This window comes from Streptomyces sp. NPDC052701 (assembly GCF_040678355.1).
GTDB lineage: Bacteria > Actinomycetota > Actinomycetes > Streptomycetales > Streptomycetaceae > Streptomyces.
On the sequence record NZ_JBFATO010000018.1, the window covers coordinates 43,908 to 60,800 of the forward strand.

10 protein-coding genes are annotated in these 16,893 nt (G+C 69.9%); all 10 read left to right on the forward strand.

Annotated features, from left to right (window positions below; all coding sequences use genetic code 11):
* Position 1 precedes the first annotated feature (1 nt).
* The 10 genes from AB0L29_RS21210 to AB0L29_RS21255 all read left to right on the forward strand — a co-directional run bounded on the left by AB0L29_RS21210 (position 2) and on the right by AB0L29_RS21255 (position 16,878).
* On the forward strand, positions 2–238 hold the full coding sequence (locus tag AB0L29_RS21210) for an MbtH family NRPS accessory protein (protein ID WP_365829250.1): 237 nt from the start codon (positions 2–4) through the stop codon (positions 236–238).
* Positions 235–507, forward strand: coding sequence for a hypothetical protein (locus AB0L29_RS21215; RefSeq protein WP_365829251.1), 273 nt, complete (start codon positions 235–237; stop codon positions 505–507). Before AB0L29_RS21210 ends, AB0L29_RS21215 begins: the two co-directional genes overlap by 4 nt.
* The gene (locus AB0L29_RS21220; protein ID WP_365829252.1) at positions 504–2,321 is read left to right on the forward strand and encodes a fatty acyl-AMP ligase; all 1,818 of its coding nucleotides are present in this window, start codon (positions 504–506) and stop codon (positions 2,319–2,321) included. The genes AB0L29_RS21215 and AB0L29_RS21220 overlap by 4 nt, the downstream gene beginning before the upstream one ends.
* The gene (locus tag AB0L29_RS21225; RefSeq protein ID WP_365829253.1) at positions 2,311–8,193 is read left to right on the forward strand and encodes an amino acid adenylation domain-containing protein; all 5,883 of its coding nucleotides are present in this window, start codon (positions 2,311–2,313) and stop codon (positions 8,191–8,193) included. Before AB0L29_RS21220 ends, AB0L29_RS21225 begins: the two co-directional genes overlap by 11 nt.
* A 32-nt stretch (positions 8,194–8,225) precedes the next feature.
* Positions 8,226–9,464, forward strand: a complete 1,239-nt coding sequence (locus AB0L29_RS21230; RefSeq protein WP_365829254.1) for an MFS transporter — start codon at positions 8,226–8,228, stop codon at positions 9,462–9,464.
* The gene (locus tag AB0L29_RS21235; RefSeq protein WP_365829256.1) at positions 9,461–10,510 is read left to right on the forward strand and encodes a TauD/TfdA family dioxygenase; all 1,050 of its coding nucleotides are present in this window, start codon (positions 9,461–9,463) and stop codon (positions 10,508–10,510) included. Before AB0L29_RS21230 ends, AB0L29_RS21235 begins: the two co-directional genes overlap by 4 nt.
* Positions 10,507–14,421 (forward strand): amino acid adenylation domain-containing protein, encoded by a 3,915-nt coding sequence (locus AB0L29_RS21240; RefSeq protein WP_365829257.1) that lies wholly within the window; start codon positions 10,507–10,509, stop codon positions 14,419–14,421. Before AB0L29_RS21235 ends, AB0L29_RS21240 begins: the two co-directional genes overlap by 4 nt.
* A gap of 61 nt (positions 14,422–14,482) precedes the next feature.
* Positions 14,483–15,520: an ornithine cyclodeaminase family protein gene (locus AB0L29_RS21245; protein ID WP_365829258.1), complete on the forward strand. Its 1,038-nt coding sequence runs from the start codon at positions 14,483–14,485 to the stop codon at positions 15,518–15,520.
* Positions 15,521–15,559: 39 nt separating this feature from the next.
* Positions 15,560–16,570, forward strand: coding sequence for a beta-ketoacyl-ACP synthase 3 (locus tag AB0L29_RS21250; RefSeq protein ID WP_365829259.1), 1,011 nt, complete (start codon positions 15,560–15,562; stop codon positions 16,568–16,570).
* 44 nt (positions 16,571–16,614) lie between these two features.
* Complete coding sequence (locus AB0L29_RS21255) at positions 16,615–16,878, forward strand: acyl carrier protein (protein ID WP_365829260.1); 264 nt, start codon at positions 16,615–16,617, stop codon at positions 16,876–16,878.
* Positions 16,879–16,893 lie beyond the last annotated feature (15 nt).

Sequence of the window (16,893 nt, forward strand, 5' to 3'; positions counted from 1 at the left end):
CATGTTCACTGATGAACCGGACGACGCACGTACCTACACCGTCGTGGTCAACCACGAGGAGCAGTACTCGATCTGGCCGGAGAGCATGGATGTCCCCGACGGATGGCGCCGGGAGGGCACGGCCGGAAGCAAGACGGAGTGCCTGGCGCACATCGAGCAGGTGTGGACGGACATGCGTCCGCTGAGCCTCCGCCGGCGGATGGAGGACCAAGCCGACGTGAGCGGAGAGCGCGCGTGAAGACGTACTGCAAGGGCTACCGGCTGGGCGAGTTGCGTACCTTCCGCGAGTGGGATCAGCTCTGCCGTGGTACCGAGGCCGGCATGGCGGACGGCGCGGTCGTCTACCTGTGGAACGACCTCACCGTGGTGCGGACGCCCGTCCTGCGGGACGAGGGCCTGCTGGTCGGCGAGGTCACCCAGTCATGGCGGGAGTTCTGCGAGACAGTGCTCGGGTTCACCGTGCGGGCCGAGTCAGCGCCTTCGGCACCGATGGAGGCGGCCGGATGACTTCGGTGTCGGATCTCCTCATGTCGCAGGAACGGCAGGACGACGTCTCACCGGTGCACCGGCACCCAGGCGGCTCCACCCTCACTGAGGTGCTGCGCTGGGGCGCCACGCACTATGCGGACCGGACCGTCTGCCTCACTCTGGGCTCGGACGGCGGAGAGAAGGACAGTGTCACTTTCGCCGAGCTCGACCTGAGGGCCCGGGCCGTGGCTGCGGCGCTGCGCGGCGCGGCCGGCCCCGGCGCACGCGCCCTGTTGCTCCTGCCGCCGGGACTGGACTTCCTCACGGCATTCTTCGCCTGCTCCTACGCCGGAGTGATCGCCGTCCCCGTGCCGAGCCCCGACGGCCCCTTCGGCGTGCAGCGGCTCAGGGACCGGCTCGGGGGCATCGTCGACGACTGCGCACCGAGCGTCGTGCTGACCACCCGCGAGCTCGCCGCGGACGGCCGGGACGGGGCTGCCGTGGCCGGTGACGTTCCACGGCTCGTGGTCCAGGACGTGGACCCGGAAATGGCCTGGGGCTGGCGCGACTCCGGGAGTGACGGCGACACCGTGGCCCTCCTGCAGTACACCTCCGGGTCCACCAGTGCGCCCAAGGGAGTCGTCCTCACGCAGCGCAACGTGACCGAGAACCTCGCGGCGATCGCGGGCGGCCTCGGGGAGGACGCCGGCGGGAGTGCGGATTTCACCTGCGTCACATGGCTCCCGCCCTTCCACGACATGGGCCTGGCCGCACTGCTGCTGCCCTGCTACCTCGGCGGTCGCTCCGTCGTCATGTCCCCGATGACCTTCCTCATGAACCCGCTCCTCTGGCTGAAGTCCATCGACCGCTATCAGGCCCGGCTGTCGCCTGCCCCGAACTTCGCCTACGACCTCTGTGTCGAGCGGATCACACCGGAGCAACGTCAGCTGCTCGACCTGAGCCGGTGGAAGTTCGCGCTGAGCGGTGCCGAGCCCGTCAGGGCAGCCACGCTGAGTCGTTTCGCGGCCGCGTTCACCGGCTGCGGATTCCGGACGTCGGCCTTCCTGCCCAGTTACGGGCTGGCTGAGGCCAACGTCTACGTGAGCGGAGGCCGGAGACCAGGTGACAGCAGAGTGATCCGGGCCCGGACGGACGCCCTCGAGAACCAGGGAATCGTTCTTCCCGCCACCGCGGACGAACCAAGCCGTGCCCTGGTGGGCCTCGGCAGGCTGCCCGCCAATCTCCACGCACGGATCGTCGACCCAGAGACTCGGCTGCCGTGCCCCGAGGGGAGCGTCGGTGAGATCTGGCTGGCGGGCGCGAACGTCGCCCAGGGCTACTGGGGCAAACCGGAGGCGACCGCTGGGACCTTCGGCGGACGGCTCGCGGACTCCGGCGAAGGACCCTACCTGCGCACCCACGATCTCGGCTTCCTCAAGGACGGCCAGCTCTTCGTCACGGGGCGGACCGACGACCTGATCATCGTCGACGGCCGAAACGTTCACCCGCACGACGTCGAGGTCAGCGTCGAGGACAGCCATGCGGCCGTCGCCGGCAACCGTGTGGCGGTGTTCGGCTGGCAGGACGGCGGCGAGACCCGGGTCGGCGTCGTGGCCGAGATCGCCCGCCAATACCGGATCACGGACGGAGCCGGGACGTCACCCAGGCAGAGTGAGCTGTCCCGGGAGGAGATCACGCGGGCGGTGCGGAACGCGGTCTCCGAGACACATCAGGTTCCCGTCACCGAGGTCGTGCTCCTGAAGCCGGGCGGACTGCCGCGCACCACCAGCGGAAAGGTGCAGCGCCGAGAGGCAAGGCGGCTGCTTCTGGAAGGCGGGCTGAATGCCTGGTAAGAACGTTTCCTCCGGTGTGGCGGAACTGCTGGGGCGGATCGAGCGGCTGCCGCCCCCTCGCCGGGCGCAGTTGTGGCAGCGGCTGTGGGAGCGCGGTGTGTCACTGTCGGCACTCATGCGACAGGGCGAGGACGAGGCGCCCGCGCCCGCCTCGTTCACCCAGCGCCGCATGGTGTTCCTGCACGAGTTCGACCCGCGGAGCCCCGCGTACAACTGCCCGGCGCCGCTGCGGCTGCACGGTCGGATCGACCTGGGGGCCATCGAGGCGGCGCTCAACGACATCCTGGAGCGGCACGACGCGCTGCGCACCCGGCTCCCCGTGCGGGACGGCGAGCCGGTGCAGCTGGTCTCACCGCCGCGACACCGCAGGTTGCCGGTCATCGACCTGACCGGGCTGAGCGAGCACGAGCGGGAGTGGGAGAGCGACCGGCTGGTACGCGCCGAGCAGGCGGAGCCCTTCGACCTCGCGAAGGGGCCGCTGGTCCGATTCCGGCTGGTTCGTCTCGCCGATGACGACGCGCTGCTGCTGCTCACCTTCCATCACGCGGTCGTGGACGGCTGGTCGTACACCGTCATCTCGCGGGAGCTCGACGCCTTCTACGGCGCGCGACTGGCCGGCCGCCCGTCGCCGCTGCCCGCACCGCGGCTCCAGTACGCGGACTACGCCCGTTGGCAGCAGGACTGGCTGGAGAGCGCGGAGGCGGAGCGCCAGCTCGACTACTGGACGACGCGGCTCGCGGGCGCCCCCGAGAGCCTGGCCCTGCCCATGGACCGGCCGCGCACGGCGACCAGCACGCGGCACGGCGAGGTGCACCAGTTCATCCTGCCGCCGGCGGTGAGGGAGACGATCGCCGCGCTGGCCGGCGGCACGGGCTCCACCCCCTTCATGGTGCTGTTGGCCGCCTTCCAGGCAGTGCTGGCCAGGGTGAGCGGCCAGGACGACATCGTGGTGGGAACACCGGTCGCCAATCGCAGGTACAAGGAGTTCCACGACCTCGTGGGCTTCTTCGTGAACTCCGTGGCCCTACGCGCGCGGCCCCGCGGGGAGCTGACGTTCGAGGATTTCCTCGCGGAGGTCCGTACCGTCTGCCTGGACGCCTACGAGCACCAGGACATCCCCCTCGACGTCATCGCCCAGCGTGTGTTCCCCGACCGGGAGATCGGACGGAACCCGATCTACCAGGTCAACCTGGCCTTCCACAACACGCCGGCCCCGCAGGACACGGTGGCGGGCATCTCGCTCGTCCCGCTCGACCTCGACCACGAGGGTGCGCGCTTCGACCTCGATCTGGTGGTACAGGAGTCAGACGCCGGGCTCGAGTGCCGGCTGATCTACGCGGCGGACCTCTTCGACGAGTCGACGGTCGTGCGGATCGCCGACGGGTTCGTGACCCTGCTGACCGCCGCGCTCGCCGATCCGGCCACCCGGCTGGAGAACCTGCCGATCATGACGGCCGAGCAGGAGGAACGGGCGCTCGAAGCCGGGCACGGCCCCCGGCGGGAGCGACAGGGATCGCTCTGTGTGCACCGGTTGTTCGAGGATCAGGTCCGTCGGACGCCGGACGCCCCCGCGGTCTGTGCCGCCGCTCACGACACCCTCACCTACAGGGAACTCGACCGCCGGGCCGACGTGTTCGCCCATCACCTCCGGGACCTGGGAATGCGGCACGGTTCGGTCGTCGCCCTGCTGCTCGACCGGTCACCGGACGCGATCGCGGCCTTCCTCGGCGTCCTCAAGGCTGGCGCCGCCTACGTTCCCCTCGACCCGGCCTACCCCACGGCCCGACTGCAGCACATGCTCGCGGACAGCGGTGCGGAGCTGTTGGTGGCCGAAGCCTCGACGATCGACCGGGTCGACGCGGCCGGTTGCGCGACCTCCCTCCTCGACGAGGTGCCGTGGTCGGCGACCGTCGAAGGCCCGCCCGGCGTCGCGTCCCACGAGGACGACCTGATGTACCTCATGTACACCTCGGGGTCGACCGGCCGCCCCAAGGGGGCAATGCTGGCCCACCGTCATGTGGCCAACTATCTGCTGTGGGCCGCAGAGACCTACCGGGCCCACGACGGCGACGGAGTCCCGGTGCACTCGTCGCTCAGTTTCGACCTCACCGTGACGAGCGTCTTCGCCCCGCTGCTGGTGGGACAGCGGCTGCTGGTCCACGGTGCCCAGGACGGCGCGGACGGCGAGGTTCCGGCGTACGCCAACCACGACGGCTCCCTGAGCTTCGTCAAGCTCACCCCCTCACATCTGCGTCTGCTCGAGGCCCACGGGGTCGACCAGCGGCCCGGCACCTGGGCGAACGCCCTGGTCATCGGTGGTGAGGCGCTGTACGAGGAGCAACTGGACCGCTGGCGAGGTGCCGGAGCCCGGTTGATCAACGAGTACGGGCCCACCGAGACGGCTGTGGCGTGCACCTACCACGAAGCCGTCGAGAACGGGCAGCACGGCCCGGTTCCCATCGGGCGGCCCATCGCCAACGTCAGCGTCCACGTCCTGGACCGCTCGCTGCGACCCGTACCGTCCGGCATCACCGGGGAGGTGTTCATCGGCGGACACGGCGTCTCCTACGGCTACCTCGGCCGGGCGGCGCAGACCGCCGAGCGGTTCGTCCCCGACCCGTACTCCCCGGTCCCCGGTGCCAGGCTCTACCGCACCGGTGACCTGGCCTTCCGGCGGCAGGACGGCTCGCTGGTCTATCTCGGCCGGGCCGATGAGCAGGTCAAGATCCGCGGACACCGGGTGGAACCCGGTGAGGTCGAGGCGGTCCTCGCCACCCATCCCCAGGTCCGAGGAAGCCTCGTCATGGCCGACGCCGACCGGCTCGTGGCGTTCCTGGAGGCCGAGGGCGACCAGACGGCGGCGGACCGCGGCCACGACGCGGACGACGACCGGGTGAGCCAGTGGCGACTGCTGTACGACAGCACCTACGACGCGGCCCAGGGCCCGGCGACCCTGGAGGGCTGGAACAGCAGTTACACCGGCCGGGCCATCGACCCGGAGGAGATGCGCGCCTGGCTGGACGGCACCGTCGAGCGCATCGAGGCGCTGCGTCCCCGTCGGGCGCTGGAGATCGGTTGCGGCACCGGCATGATCCTCAACCGGATCGCTCCCCGGTGCGAGCACTACCGCGGCACCGACCTGTCCGAGGTGGTCGTCGAGCACCTGCGCCAGAGTGTGGCCGACGCGGGCGAGGCCGTGGAACTCGTGGCAGCGCCCGCGCACCGGGCCGTGCGCGACGGTGACGTCTTCGACACGGTGATCCTGAACTCCGTCGCGCAGTACTTCCCGTCCGTGGCCTATCTGCTGCGCGTCCTCGACGCCGCCCTGGCCGCGGTGCCGGACGGCGGCCACGTCTTCCTCGGCGATGTGCGCAACCTCGATCTGCTCGAACTGTTCCACACGTCGGTCGCGGCGCACCAGGCTGCCGCCGGCACCAGGGCCGGCGAAGTGCGTGCCCGTGCCCGGCACATACTGGAGAGTGAGGAGGAGTTGTGCCTGTCGCCGGACTTCTTCCGGGAACTGCGGCGCGCCCGGCCCAGGATCACCGACGTCCGCGTCATGCCCAAACGAGGCCGCTACCGCAACGAGCTGAACTGCTACCGGTACGACGTCGTCCTCACGGTCGGCGGCCCGACGGCGCGGGAGCCGCAGTGGCTGAGCGCCGACCACACCGACCCGGACCGGCTGGGAGAGCTTCTCGAACGTGAGCGGCCCGACAGCGTTGGCCTGCGGTCGCTGCCCAACGCGCGGCTCCAGTACGACCTCGCCGTGCACCGGCTGCTGCAGGACGCCCCCGCCGGCCTGCCCGTCGGTGAGGTGCGGATCCGGGCCGCCGCCACCGCGCCGCCCGGTCATGATCCCGAGGACTACGCGCAACTCGGGGACCGGGGAACCTACGAGGTGGAACTCGGCTGGACCGGCGGCGGGACGGACGGCGCCTTCGACGTCGTCGTACGCCGCCGCGACGCGGTCACAGCGGACACCACGGCGGCCACCGCGCCGCAGCCGTCGCCACCGGCCACAACCCCGGACTGGGGCAAGTACGCCAACGACCCCCTGTGGCGGGAGACGTGTTCCAGCGCGCTGCCGGGGATCGAGGCCCATCTGCGCCGGCAGGTGCCGGAGCACATGGTGCCGTCGCGGTTCGTGTTCGTCCGCGAGATCCCGCTCACCCCCAACGGCAAGGTCGACACCGCCGCCCTGCGGTTCCTCATCCATCCGCAGGGTGAGCGCGGGGTCCGCGCCCGGTCCGGCGCACGGCCTCTGACTCCGACCGAGCAGAAGATCGCCACCATGTGGCGGGAGCTGTTGTCCTGGGACGACATCGCCGCAGACGACAACTTCTTCAACCTGGGCGGCCACTCGCTGCTGACCTTCCAGCTGGTGCTGCGGCTACGGGCGGAGTTCGGCGTTGACGTACCCACGGGGCTGCCCTTCGAGACACCCGATCTCGAGGGAATGGCCGAACGCATCGACGGCTTGTGCGCGCAGGGCGGGGCCGGTGGGCAGCCACGGCTGGTGGCCGCCACCCGGCAGCCGCTGATGCCGACGTCATCGGCGCAGGAAAGGCTGTGGTTCCTCCACCAACTGGATCCCGACAGCCACTCGTACAACGTCCCGATCTTCTTCCGCATGACCGGACCGCTGGTCGTGACCGCGTTCCGTAAGGCCCTGGACGGCGTGGTGCAGCGTCATGAAGTACTGCGGACGCTCCTCGTCAGCCGCGACGGCCGTCCCTACCAGGAGATCCTGCCGCCCCAGCCGCTGTCCATGCCGGTGCTGGACCTGACGGGTCTCCCGGCCGGAACAGCGCGGGAGGAAGTCACCCGGCTCGCCGCCGACGCCTACACCCGCCCCTTCGACCTGGCACGCGACACGGCCCTGCGGGCCACGCTGCTGCGGATCGCCGACGACGATCACGTCCTGTTGCTGATGTCCCACCACATCGCCTTCGACGGATGGTCCGGCGGCCTGCTGCTCTCCGAAGTGGTGCAGCTGTACGCCGCGGCGCTCGACGGCCGGCAGCCGGACACCCTCGCACCGCTGAAGGTCCAGTACGCCGACTACGCCGTGTGGGAACGCCGAATGGCCGACGAGGGCCACTTCGACCGGCTCGCCGAGTACTGGAAGGAGCGACTGCGGGGGGTCGCCGACCTGCCGGGGATTCCCCTGGACCGCGCGCGACCGGTGCGGTCCGCCCAGCGCAGCCAGAGCCTCGGCTTCCGCATCCCCGCACCGGTGACCGAGCGGCTGCGCGACCGGTGCCGGGAAGAGGACACCACCCTCTTCATGGGGCTGCTGGCCGCCGTATACGCGGTGCTCCACCGGTACACCGGGGCGACGGACATAGTGGTGGGCACGGATGTGGCAGGCCGCACGGACGTGGAAGCGGAGCGGCTCATCGGCTTCTTCGTCAACCAGGTGGTACTGCGCACCGATCTGTCCGGAAACCCGGACTGGCCGGAGCTCCTCCGCCGGGTGCGTGCCATGGCGCTGGAGGCCTACGCCCACCAGGAACTGCCCTTCGACCGGGTGGTGCGCCTGGTGAACCCCCGCCGAGGCCGTAACCGGAGTCCGCTCTTCCAGGTCAAGGTCACCCTCGACAACACGCCGCAGGACCACGTGACCATGCGCGGACTGAAACTTACGCCCCTGGAACTGTCCCATGGCGGGGCCCGTTCGGACGTGGCCATCGAGCTGTCGGAGGACGCCGAGGGAGGCATCTCCGGTTTCTGGGAGTACGACGCCGAGATCTTCGAGGCCGAGACCATGCAGCGACTTCTCGACTGGTTTCTGTCGCTGGTCCGGGCCCTGGCCGAGCGTGCGCCAGGAGCCATCGCGGACCTGCCTCTGCCCGAAGGAACCCTGTGACGTCCGGCGCGGGTGTCCCGCGGAGCCGGGACGTGGGCGGAGCGGCCGGCCGGCGCGTCGGCGTCGGCACGGCCTTCTGGATGCTGTGGGCCGCCTCGACGCTATCCACTCTCGGGGACGGCATCCGCACGGTGGCGTTTCCCCTGCTGGTGGCCGGCATGACCAAGGACCCGCAGGCGGTCTCGCTCATCTTCGTGGCGGGATATCTGCCGTGGCCGCTGTTCGGCCTGGTCGGCGGCGCCATCGTCGACCGGGCGGACCGGCGACGGCTGATGTGGACCATCGACCTGGCCCGGGGCATCTTGGTCGGGGGGTTCGCGGTACTGGTGAGCGCACAGGAGTCTCCGGTCCTGGTCCTGGCGCTCGTGTCCTTCACACTCGGCGTGGCGGAGACGGTGTTCGACAACGCCGCGTCCGCCATGGTGCCGATGCTAGTTCCGGAGGCCGCACTCGAGCGGGCCAACGCCTGGCTGTTCTCGTCGCAGACGATGATGACGACACTGGTCGGGGCACCCGTGGGAGCAGCTCTCTTCGCGGTCTCCCACGCGCTCCCCATCGCCGTCGACGCCGTGACGTTCGTCCTGGCCGCACTGCTCGTCTTCCTCGTGAAGGGGACGTACAAGGTGCGGGTGCAGGCAGCTCGAAGCAGCCTGCGGCAGGACATCGGCGAGGGGCTGCGCTGGCTGCTGCGGCACCGGTTGCTGCGCACCCTGTGTGTCCTGGTCGGTCTGACCAATGGGGCGCTTGCCGCCGCCGAGGCGGTCCTCGTGCTGTACACCCTCGAGGTCTTGGGGGTGGGCAACTTCGGTTACAGCGCGCTGCTCGCCGTCCTCGCTGTCGGGGCCGTAGCGGGTTCGGCCCTCGCGTCTGCCGCCCGGCGCCGGCTGAGCACGGGGACCGTCCTCATCGGCTCGATGCTGATGCAGGCGGTCGCCTTCGGTGCGCCGGGACTGTTTGCGAACCTACCCGTCGTCGTGATCGCCCTGGCTCTGGCTGGTGCCGGGGGTGGCGTGTGGAACGTCGTGACGGTGTCCTTGCGACAGAGCCTGGTCCCTGAAGCCATGCTGGGCCGGGTCACCAGCAGCTATCGGACCGTGGCCCTCGCGGCGATGCCGGTCGGGGCCGCACTGGGCGGGCTGGCGGCCGACCACCTTGGGCTGCGTTCTCCCTTTGTCGTCAGCGGTGCGCTCCTCCTGGCAGCGACCGCTCTGTGCTGGCCCTTGCTGAGGGCTGCGACCTCGGAAGCGGAACGGAAGGAGGCGGCTGCATGAAGGAGAACGGCTTCTCCGGTATTGGCCGCATCAGGTCACTCGTCCCCCAACCCACCACCGTCGAGGCGGAGGACCCGGTACACCGGTCCATCGTCGGCGACCGGGACACCCGGCTGACGCTCTTCGAGCCGGACGGCCCACGTAGCGACGTGGCCAACTGGGCGAAGGCGCACGTCCCCGAACTAGTTGCCGCGCTGCGGCAGACCGGCGGCATTATGTTCCGCGGTTTTGGAGTGACCACTGCGGAGGAATTCGAGAAATTCGCCTCGGTGTTTGTCGACGACCTGTTCAACGAGAACGGCGAACACCCTCGGGCATCGGTCACGGGAAATGTCTACACTCCGGTTTTCTATCCTCCAGAGGAACGACTTCTGTGGCACAATGAGAACTCCTTCAACAGAAGCGGTCCGACCAGGATATGGTTCTGCAGTGTCAAGAACGCCGAAGTTGGGGGTGAGACTCCAGTAGTCGACAGTCGAGCGGTTTTCGATCGGTTGGACTCCACCATCCGTGACCCCTTTCTCGAGAAGGGAGTCATGTATGTGCGTAATTATGGGACCGGTCTCGGGCTGCACTGGAAAGACGTCTTCCGTACCGAGGACCGGGACGCCGTGAGCGAGCGGTGCCGGGCCGACGACCTGGCCTACGAGTGGATCGGTGACCGGCTGCGCACCCGGGCGTTGCGTCCCGCCGCACTTCGCGCGGACGACGGCCGGATGTCCTGGTTCAACCAGCTTCAGCACTGGCATGTCTCATGTCTCGGTGAAAAGACGCGGACGGCTCTGGAGTCCGTTTTCGACGAACCGGACCTGCCTCGCAACTGTTATTACGGAGACGGCACCCGTATCCCTGACGAGGTGGTGGCGGAAATCCTCTCGGTGTACCAGGAGCTGGAACTGGCACTGCCCTGGGAGACGGGTGACGTCATGATGCTCGACAATATCGCCATGGCGCATGGGCGTAATCCGTTCCAAGGAGAGAGGAAGCTGCTGGTGGCCATGGGTGGAATGGTCGACTACACCGCGGGAAAGGTCAGCACGCCATGACAAGCCGTGTCAGTGGCTATGAGACGTCATGGCAGCAGAAGGAGACATGGCTCGCCGGACAGGCGGGACAGAGGAACCTTGTGCAGGCCCTGTTGCGCATCGACGGACCCGTGTCCGAGGGTGACCTCGTCACCGCCTGGGAGAAGGTGCTCACCCGCCATGCGATCCTGCGGACCCGGTTCGTCCGGTCCGGCGGTCGACGGTATCCGATTCAGGTCGTGAACGACGCCGCCGCGTCCGACGGTGAGCGACGCGACCTGGCCGGCCTCGACGAGGCGCGGCAGGAGCGGGCGATGGCGCAGGCCGCCGTGGTCGCACGGGCCGGCCTGCCCGAACCGGACGGGCTCCGCGCACCCCGAGTCGATCTCTTCGCGTTGGGCGGCGGACGCCATGCCGTTCTGCTCACCGTGCACCCGCTCCAGGCGGACCGGGAGAGTCTGGTCGACCTGGCGGCCGAGCTGGCCGGAGCGCTGGCCGTCGACGGCGCCCCCGATGAGGGATCCCTCCAGTACATCCAGTTCTCCCAGTGGCAGCAGGAGGTCCTCGACGGTGCCGACGAGGCGGTCGTCGGCACGGAGTCGCCCCAGGTCTGGCCCGGCACGGTCGCCGGCAACGCCGACGGCCGGGGCGAGTTCCGGACCAGTCTGTCGGGCGACGCGGCCCGCGACCTCTGCGGGTTCGCTCGCCGGCACGACGTGACGGTCGAGGCAGTGCTGCTCGCGGCCTATCACGTCCTACTCGCCCGACAGTTCGCCTCCACGGCGCCGCCGCTGTCTGTGTACAGGAGTGGCCGTGGGCACGAGGAACTCGACGGCGCCATCGGCCCCTACGCGTTCCACGCGGCGATGGCCTTCGAGACCGATAGCGGCCAGTCCCTTGCCGAGTTGGCCGTTCACGTGCAGGAGCAGCTGAGCGCGATCGACGGTTCCGTCGCCCTGCCGCCGCAGGGGAGCGGCCGCTCGGCGCCGTGCGCCTTCGAGTACCACGACCTACCGGAACCGTTCCGGGCGGGCCCTGCGTCCGTCTCCGTGCTGTGGGCCACCACGTACAGCGAACCCCGTGGTCTGCGGCTGGTGGTCGAGCGGCGCGAGACCGCCACCGGACCGGAGTTCACGTTCGTGTGGGCACACGACCGGAGGCTGCTCTCCGACGCCTACGTTCCCAGACTGGCCGACCGCCATCTCACCCTCCTCACCGCCGCCGTGCAGGGGACGCCCTCTCCCGTCGGCGACCTCCCGCGCCTGGGTCGGCAGGAACGTCACGACCTGCTATTCGGCCTGCAGGGAGACACCGCCCCGGCAGCCGTCGGCCTGGCGCACTCCCTCGTGGAAGCCCAGGCCGCCCGCACACCGGACCACACCGCTGTGGTGGAAGGACAGCGTTCCCTGAGCTATGCCGGTCTGCTGCGGGAGGCGACCGGCCTCGCCACCCGGCTCCGACAACTCGGCATCGGCCCGGGAGACCGGGTGGGTATTCGCATCGGCCACGCTCTGGAGCTGCCGTCGGCGATCCTGGCCGTGCTCAGAACCGGTGCGGCCTTCGTACCGATCGATCCCACCCACCCCGCCCAGCGGGCGCTGGACCTGCTCACCCAGGCCCGGTGCACCATGCTTGTGACCAGCGCCGGGAACGAACTGCCGGACTTCCAGGGCGGGCACATCGTGCTGGGGAACGGGGCGGACGGCGCGCTCCCCACGTCGGCCGCGACCGCACATCCGGAACCGGGCATCCCCCTCGCAGGCCCCGACGATCTCGCGTACATCATGTTCACCTCGGGCTCCACCGGCCGCCCCAAGGGTGTGATGGTGCACCACAGCGCGCTCGCCAACTACCTGGCCTGGAGCGCCGACGCCTACCTGGATCAGGGGTCGGGCAGCTCGGTGGTCCACTCGTCCATCGGCTTCGACCTCACGGTCACGTCGCTGCTGACACCTCTGGTGGCCGGGCGTACCGTGCGCCTGCTGGCGGACGCCCCCCGTGACCCCCTCGCGCTGTCCCGCGCGCTCGTCGAGCACGACGACATCGACTTCGTCAAACTGACGCCGTCCCATCTGCGGCTGCTGAACGGGCAGTCGACCCGGGAGCGGATGGCGGACCGCGCCGTGACCCTGGTGATCGGCGGGGAGGCCCTCACCGCGGACGACCTCGCGCCCTGGGACGGCGCACGGGTCATCAACGAGTACGGGCCCACGGAGACCGTGGTCGGATGCACTGCGGCGCAGTGGTCCCCTGAACGGCACGGCATCGGGGCGGTCCCCATCGGCCGGCCCATCGCCGGTACCCGGGTGCACGTCCTCGACGGCACGCTGTCCCCTGTCCCCGTCGGCACGCCCGGTGAGGTCTACATCGGGGGCGCGGGCGTCGCCCAGGGCTACTACGACGATCCCGCGCGCACCGCCGAGCAGTTCGTGCCGGACCCCTTCTCACCCGTGCCCGGCGGACGCCTCTACCGCAGCCAGGACATCGCCTGCCACCTCCCGGACGGCGAACTGCGCTACCTGGGGCGCGCTGACGCCCAGATCAAGGTCCGGGGGATCCGGGTCGAACCGGAAGAGGTGCGCAGCCAGTTGCTGCGGCACCCCGGCGTGCAGGGCGCCGCCGTGGTCGCACGGCGGCTGGACGAGGGCGACAGCGAGCTGATCGCGTTCGTCGTCACCGTCTCCGGTGCCGCCGTCCCGCCCTCGCAGCTGCGGGAGTTCCTGGCCCAGCACGCGCCGGCGCATCTCATTCCGGCCGCGATCCACGCACTCGATGAACTTCCCCTCAACGCCAACGGGAAAACGGACACCGACGCACTGCTGACGCGCGCCAACACCGCCATTGAGCAGAGGGACGGCGGTGGCGACACGCCGGCACCGCCTCGTGACGACATCGAACTGCGCCTGCTCACGATTTTCGAGGAGCTGCTCAAGCGGACGGGCATCGGCGTCCACGACGACTTCTTCGACCTCGGAGGCCACTCCCTGCTCGTGGTCCAGTTGGTCGCGGCCATGGAGAACGTTTTCGGGACGGCCGTCCCCCTCCAGGCGCTCTTCGACGAGGATGCGGCAGAGGCCGCCACGGTGGCCGGTCTCGCGCGGGCGCTGCGCGGCCGTACCTCGGACGGTGCTGCCCCGGACCGGCTGCTGTGCCTCCAGCGGCACGGCGAACTGACGCCGCTCGTCCTGGTCCACCCGGGCGGCGGCGAAGTCCTCGGCTACCGGCAGCTCGCCCGCGGACTGGGGCCGCACCGGCCGGTGTACGCCTTCCAGCACCCGCCGGTGAGCACCGGACCGGAACTCCAGTCCGACGTGCTCGGCCTGGCCGACACCTACCGCGCGACCTTGCTGGAGCGTCTCCCGCAGGGCCCCTACCTGCTGGCCGGCTGGTCGTTCGGCGGCGCTGTGGCCTTCGAGATGGCACGCGGGCTGCGAGCCGCCGGTCACCGGGTCGACCAGGTGATTCTCCTGGACAGCTACCTGCGGACCCCCGAGCCGTCGCCGTCGGAGCTCCTCGCCGGTTTCGCCGACGAGTGGGGGAAGATCCTGGGAGGCCGCATCCCCGTGTCCGAGGAGTTCCTCGGCTCCTGCACCCTCGAAGAGGGGGTCCGCCATGTCGTCCAGCGGGCGGAGGACTACGGCCTGATATCGGCCGGCCAGGACAACGACTACATACTCCGTCGGTTCGAGCTCTACCGGGCGCACGGCCTCGCGCTGCATGACTACCGTCCGTCACCTGCTCCCGGAACGGTGACCCTGATCCAGGCGGCCGACTCCGCCGAGCCGGAGCGTGAAGAGACTCTTGTGGCGTGGCGGAGCCTCACCGACGGGGTGTTCCACCACATCGTTCCCGGCGACCACTTCTCGATGATGCGCGAACCACATGTCGACGACCTCTGCGCCCTGTTGGAGCAGGTCCTCGGCGAACACTGACCTGACCGATCTCTGCCGTGCCCCAAGAGGGCTGCGTGCTGCCCGCCCGACCATGCGAAGGATGAACGTGGACACTCTGGTCCTGACACAACAGCATGTGGGAAAAATAGTCGATCTCTGCGGTCGTGACCGCTTCATGGAACGCGTCATCGACCGGCTACACCTGGCCCTGGCCGACCCGGACCACGGCGTCGCGCCCGCGCGGGACGGCTTCACCCGCTGCCCCGGAGGCACCGGGGTGATCGAGTGGATGCCGTATCACGTGCCTGCCGGTTCCATGACGCTGAAGACGGTGTCGTACACCCCCACCAACCCGACGAGTCGTCACCAGCTGCCCACTATCAACGGAACACTGACGCGCTTCGACGACGAGACCGGCCGGCTGGTAGCGGTGTGCGACGCGGGACTGCTCACCGCGGTGCGCACCGGTGCGGCCTCCGCCGTGGCCAGCCGGCTGCTGGCCCGGCCGGAGAGCCGGGTGCTGGGGCTGGTGGGTGCGGGCGCACAGGCCGTGACCCAGGCCCACGCGCTGAGCCGGGTGTTCCCCATCGAGGAGATCCTGGTCCACGATGCCGAGCCGAGCCACGCGGACTCCTTCGCGGACCGGGTGGGCTTCCTGAACCTCACGGTGCGCCGGGCCGATCTCGCGGAGCTGGTCTCGGCATCGGACATCATCTGCACCGCTACGACGGTCGGCGTCGGCCAGGGGCCCGTGCTGCTCGCCGAGGGGTTCAAGGACCACGTACACATCAACGCCGTCGGTGCCGACCTCGTCGGCAAGACCGAACTTCCGCTCTCACTGCTGCGCTCGGCACTGGTTGTGCCCGACCACATGGATCAGGCCCGGCACGAGGGAGAGTGCCAGCGTCTCACCGAGGACGAGATCGGACCCCAGTTGTCGGCCGTGTGCGGCGGGCCTGGCGACTGGACGCCGTACCGGAACAGCATGACGGTGTTCGATTCCACCGGCTACGCGCTCGAGGACCATGTGGCCTTGGACGTCCTGATCGAACTGGCGGAGGAGACGGGCGTCGGCGAGCGCCTGCTCATCGAACACCTCCCGGTCGATGCCCTGAACCCTTATGCGTTCGCCGGCTGAGCGCCCGGTCGGCCCCCGCGTTCCGGTGCGGGTGTCGCCATGACGGCGGCATGCGTACTGGAACGGCTGGCCGGGTGGGTGCCGCCGCTACGGGTGACCAACGACCAACTGCCGGAGTCCTGGGGGGTCACCGACGCCTGGGTTCGTTCCCGCACCGGAATCGCCGGCCGGCATCGGGTGGAGCCGGGCACCGCGACCTCGGACATCGCCGTGGAGGCGGCCGAACGGGTCCTGGCCGGAGACCGCTCCGTCGACACGGTGGTGTTGGCGACCTCGACCCCCGATCATCCGCTGCCCGCCACCGCACCTGCGCTCGCTGCCCGGCTCGGCCTTGGCACGGTGGCGGCATTCGACGTCTCGGCCGTGTGCAGTGGCTTCGTCTACGCGCTCGCGACTGCCGCCGGGCTGGTCGGGGCCGGACTCGCCGAACGGGTCCTACTGGTCGCGGCCGACGTGTACTCGACACTGCTCGACCCCGAGGACCGATCGGCGGGCATCGTGTTCGGCGATGGCGCGGGCGCCGTGCTGCTGCGTCGAGGGGAGCCCGGCGAGCCGGGTGCCCTGCTCGGCTTCGACCTCGGCACCGATGGAGCGCACGCGGATCTCATCACGGTGCCCGCGGGCGGATCCCGTCATCGCGCCACCGGACAGCCGCCGGCGCAGGGTGACCACTTCTTCCGGATGCAGGGCTCGGAGGTCTACAAGCACGCCGTGGTGCGCATGAGCGGTTCCGTGAGGGCTCTGGCCGACCGCATCGGCTGGCGCACAGAGGATATCGACCGCTTCATAGGTCACCAGGCGAACGCGCGGATTCTGTCTTCCGTCTGCGAACGACTCGATCTTCCCCCGCAGAGGTGCGTGGGGAACCTCGCCGAGGTCGGCAACACGGGAGCCGCCTCCATTCCGCTGGCCCTGGCCCACGCTCACCGCGAGGGCCTGCTGCGGCCGGGCCAACGGGTCGTGCTCACCGGCTTCGGCGGTGGACTGACCTGGGGGTCCACCGCACTGGTCTGGCCCGATCTGCAACACGTACCGGCACTCAACCCATGACCACCTCGTGGGGTCACCGGCCCCCGGGGAGAGGGGAACACACCATGTCCACAGGCACCGACACCGTCTACGTCACCCTGAGCGACACCCTACAGAGCAAGTTCAACATCCCCGCCGACGAGATCACGCCGACCACGACGATCGGCGATCTCGAACTGGACTCCCTCGCGCTGGCCGAGCTGGCGGTCGTCCTGAGCGAGGAACTCGGCGTCACGGTGACCGAGGACGGCATCACCGCCGATACCAGCCTAGCGGAGTTCACCGAGCACATCGCCGCCCACGTCAGGACCGGCGGGGACAGCGCGTGAAGGGCGTTTCCGCGG

Coding starts and splice junctions, on each gene's coding strand:
- AB0L29_RS21210 (WP_365829250.1), top strand. CDS start 2: ATGTTCACTGATGAACCGGACGACGCACGTACCTACACCGTCGTGGTC.
- AB0L29_RS21220 (WP_365829252.1), top strand. CDS start 504: ATGACTTCGGTGTCGGATCTCCTCATGTCGCAGGAACGGCAGGACGAC.
- AB0L29_RS21225 (WP_365829253.1), top strand. CDS start 2,311: ATGCCTGGTAAGAACGTTTCCTCCGGTGTGGCGGAACTGCTGGGGCGG.
- AB0L29_RS21235 (WP_365829256.1), top strand. CDS start 9,461: ATGAAGGAGAACGGCTTCTCCGGTATTGGCCGCATCAGGTCACTCGTC.
- AB0L29_RS21240 (WP_365829257.1), top strand. CDS start 10,507: ATGACAAGCCGTGTCAGTGGCTATGAGACGTCATGGCAGCAGAAGGAG.
- AB0L29_RS21245 (WP_365829258.1), top strand. CDS start 14,483: ATGAACGTGGACACTCTGGTCCTGACACAACAGCATGTGGGAAAAATA.
- AB0L29_RS21250 (WP_365829259.1), top strand. CDS start 15,560: ATGACGGCGGCATGCGTACTGGAACGGCTGGCCGGGTGGGTGCCGCCG.
- AB0L29_RS21255 (WP_365829260.1), top strand. CDS start 16,615: ATGTCCACAGGCACCGACACCGTCTACGTCACCCTGAGCGACACCCTA.